2 protein-coding genes are annotated in these 3,608 nt (G+C 70.1%); one reads left to right on the plus strand and one right to left on the minus strand.

All coding sequences use genetic code 11. The features are described from left to right. Positions 1–140: 140 nt before the first annotated feature. A complete protein-coding gene (locus CCR97_RS30830; RefSeq protein ID WP_111358729.1) occupies positions 141–1,046 on the minus strand; it encodes a Spy/CpxP family protein refolding chaperone in 906 nt (301 codons plus the stop codon). A gap of 290 nt (positions 1,047–1,336) precedes the next feature. On the opposite strand from CCR97_RS30830, the gene flhA reads away from it, so the two are divergent. Continuing rightward, positions 1,337–3,451 carry a flagellar biosynthesis protein FlhA gene (flhA, locus tag CCR97_RS30835; RefSeq protein ID WP_111358730.1) on the plus strand — a complete coding sequence of 705 codons (2,115 nt, stop codon included), beginning with the start codon at positions 1,337–1,339 and terminating at the stop codon, positions 3,449–3,451. The last annotated feature ends 157 nt before the right edge of the window (positions 3,452–3,608 follow it).

Below are 3,608 nucleotides of genomic sequence, written 5' to 3' on the forward strand. Positions count from 1 at the left end.
CCCGATGCCTCCCCCCAGCCCCCCCAGCGACGGCGGGCCTCTAGTCGAGCCGCGGGGCGCTGCCCCTGCGGCGTATTCGTGTCTCCTGGTTCATGGGCCGAATCGCCCGGCCGCGCGTCGACCGGTTCGGTCGATCGGGATCAGAGCCGCTCCTCCATCGGACCGAGCGGCCGCCGATCATCGGAGCGGCGGGGCGGGCCATAGCCGCGCCGGTCGTCGTCGCGCCGGCCTTCGCGCCAGCCGCGACCGTCGCGCCAGTCGTTCCGGCCGTAGCCGTCGCGGCCGTAGCCGTAGTAGCCGTCGCGGCCGGAGCCATAGCCATCGTGACCGTAGCGGTCGTAGCCGCGCCCGGAGCCATAGCCGCCGTCGCGCCACCGGTCGGGGCCACGGAAGCCGTCGCGGCCGTGGTCGTGGAACCGGTCGTGCGGGCGGCCGTCGTGGTGCCAGCCGTGCCGGCCGTGCGGACCGCGTCCTTCACGCCCGGCGAAGCCGTAATGTCCGGCGAAGCCTTGATGTCCGGCGAAGCCGGACCCGAACGGCCGGGCGAGCGACCAGAAGCGGCGCTTCTGGGAGTCGTCGAGCCCGTTCACCAGCGGCGCCGTGGCGTCGGCGAGATCCTTCAGGGCGGCGGCCCGCCGGCTCGCCTGGTCGGCGAAACGTTGCAGCCGGTCGAGCGGCTCGTCACGTTCGGTGCGGTCCCGGTCGCCACGGTCGGCCCGGCGCTCACGCATTCGCTCGCGGAACGCCGCACGGGCGGCGGCGCGCTCGTCCATGAACGCCCGCCAGGCGCGCTCGAACGCCGGCCAGGCCTTCTCCTGCTCGGGGCTGAGCGCCAAGCCGGCGCGCAGGGCCGCGATGCGAGCGTCGCGATAGGCCTGTGCATCGCTCGCCGTCCCCGGAGCCGTGCGGGCCTGCGGAGCCGGAGCCGACTGGGACGGCGCGGTCTGCGCCGGCGGCGTCGGGGCGACCGGCCCCTGCTGAGCCAGCGAGAACCCGGTTCCTGCCAGCGCGAGCACGGCCGTGCCGGCGAGGAGTGACTTCCACATGACCGCCTCCCGTCGATTACTATGTGAACGCTAGTATTCGACGCCAGAAGCGGCAAGTTAAACTTGGGTAAGAATTACAAGTCGGCAATGTTCGCCACGGTCTCGCCACGCGCTTTTGGTCGCGACATGGCGCTGCGGCGGCCCCGGAGTGAAGCCGCGACCCCACGGCCCGCCCGTAATCCCCTGCAGAATCGCAAATAAACGCCCGCGTTAACCAGTCGGTAACCATGAACCCGGCAAATTTTGCCGGGGCCGGCTTTTTCGCCGGCGCGCGTGCGCGGGGCGGGGTCATGTCGGACATAGCGGCGGGTCAGGGCGGATCGCGGTTCAAGGTCCCGAGCCTGCGCGAGATCGGGGATACGCTGAGGTCGGGCGACATCGCGCTCGCCATCGGCGTGATGACCGTCCTGGTCGTCCTCATCCTGCCGCTGCCGCCGCTGCTGCTCGACTTCGCGCTCGCGGTCTCGATCATCACCTCGGTGCTGATCCTGATGACGGCGCTGTTCATCCACAAGCCTCTCGAGTTCTCGGTCTTCCCGACCGTGCTCCTGATGTCGACGATGCTGCGGCTGTCGCTGAACCTCGCCTCGACCCGCCTGATCCTGTCGCACGGCCACGAGGGCACGGCCGCCGCCGGCCACGTCATCGAGGCGTTCGGCAACTTCGTGATGGGCGGCAACTTCGTCATCGGCATCATCGTGTTCACGATCCTGGTGATCGTGAACTTCGTGGTGATCACGAAGGGTTCGGGCCGCATCGCCGAGGTGGCGGCGCGCTTCAACCTCGACGCCATGCCGGGCAAGCAGATGGCGATCGACGCCGACCTCTCGGCCGGCCTGATCGACGAGAAGGAGGCGCGCATCCGCCGCAAGAACCTCGAGGACGAGAGCTCGTTCTACGGCGCCATGGACGGCGCCTCGAAGTTCGTGCGCGGCGACGCCATCGCGGGCCTGCTCGTCGTCTTCATCAACATCATCGGCGGCATCATCATCGGCATCGCCCAGCAGGGCATCTCGTTCGCCGAGGCCGGCCGTACCTACACGCTGCTCACCGTCGGCGACGGCCTCGTCACCCAGATCCCGGCCCTGATCGTGTCGACCGCGGCCGGCCTCCTGGTGTCGAAGGCGGGCCTCTCCGAAGCCGCCGACAAGGTGCTGCTCCGCCAGCTCTCCGGCTACCCGAAGGCGCTCGGCATGTCGTCGGCCGTGATGCTCGCCATGGGGCTCCTGCCCGGCATCCCGATGCTGCCCTTCTTCCTGCTCGGCGGCGGCGCCGGCGTGCTCGCCTACGTGATCGACAAGCGCGCCAAGGACGAGGTGCAGGTGGCGACGACCACCTCGGCGGCGGCGGCCGCCGCGGCGCCGGCCGAGGAGCCGATCTCGGCGGCGCTGAAGATCGACGACCTCAAGATCGAGCTCGGCTACGCGCTGCTGCCGCTGGTCAACTCGCCGGACGGCAGCGACCGTCTCACCGAACAGATCAAGGCGCTGCGCCGCTCGCTCGCGATGGACATGGGCTTCGTGATGCCCGCGGTGCGCATCCTCGACAACGTGCAGCTCGACGCCAACAGCTACGTCATCAAGATCAAGGAGGTCGAGGGCGGCACCGGGCGCGTCTGGCCGGGCCAGTACATGGCCATGGATCCGATGGGCGGCCAGGTGAACCTGCCCGGCATGCACACGACCGAGCCGACCTTCGGCCTGCCCGCCACCTGGATCGACGCGAGTCTCAAGGAGGAGGCGGCCGTCAAGGGCTACACGGTGGTCGACGCCGCGACCGTGCTGGCGACGCATCTCACCGAGCAGCTCAAGGCGAACATCTCCGAGCTGCTGTCCTACGCCGAGGTGCAGAAGCTGCTACGCGAGCTGCCCAAGGAACAGGGCGAGCTGGTGAAGGAGATCGTGCCCGGCCAGATCACCATCACGGGCATCCAGCGGGTGCTGCAGCTGCTGCTCACCGAGCGCATCTCGATCCGCGATCTCGGCACCATCCTGGAAGGCGTCGCCGACGCGCTGTCGTTCACGCGCAGCCCCAACGTGCTGGTCGAGCATGTGAGGAGCCGCCTCGCCCGCCAGATCTGCGCCCAGTACACGACCCCGGCCGGCCACCTGCCGCTGATCGCACTCTCGGCGCGCTGGGAGCAGGCCTTCGCCGAGTCGATCGTCGGCCAGGGCGACGACCGCCAGCTCGCCATGCAGCCGTCGCGCCTGTCCGAGTTCATCACGCTGGTGCGCGAGCGGTTCGAGGAGGCGGCCCGCATGGGCGAGGCGCCCGTGCTGGTCACCTCGCCGGGCATCCGGCCGTTCGTGCGCTCGATCGTCGAGCGCTTCCGCGCGCAGACGCCGGTGCTCTCGCAATCCGAGATTCACCCGCGCGCCAGGTTGCGGACGGTGGGCAGCATCTGATCCTCCAAACTTGAAGCGGTCGTCGAAGCGCCCCGGACGCGGCCCGTCCAGGGCGCTTTTGCGTTCGGCGCAGCCGCGGCGTTCGGCACGGCACTTGCTATGCAAGGTGGCCACGGTCGAGGCCGCGCCGGCCCGACCCACCCCCTGCCGGTCCGGA

Source organism: Rhodoplanes elegans, from assembly GCF_016653355.1.
In the GTDB taxonomy this organism is placed as follows: Bacteria; Pseudomonadota; Alphaproteobacteria; order Rhizobiales; family Xanthobacteraceae; genus Rhodoplanes; species Rhodoplanes elegans.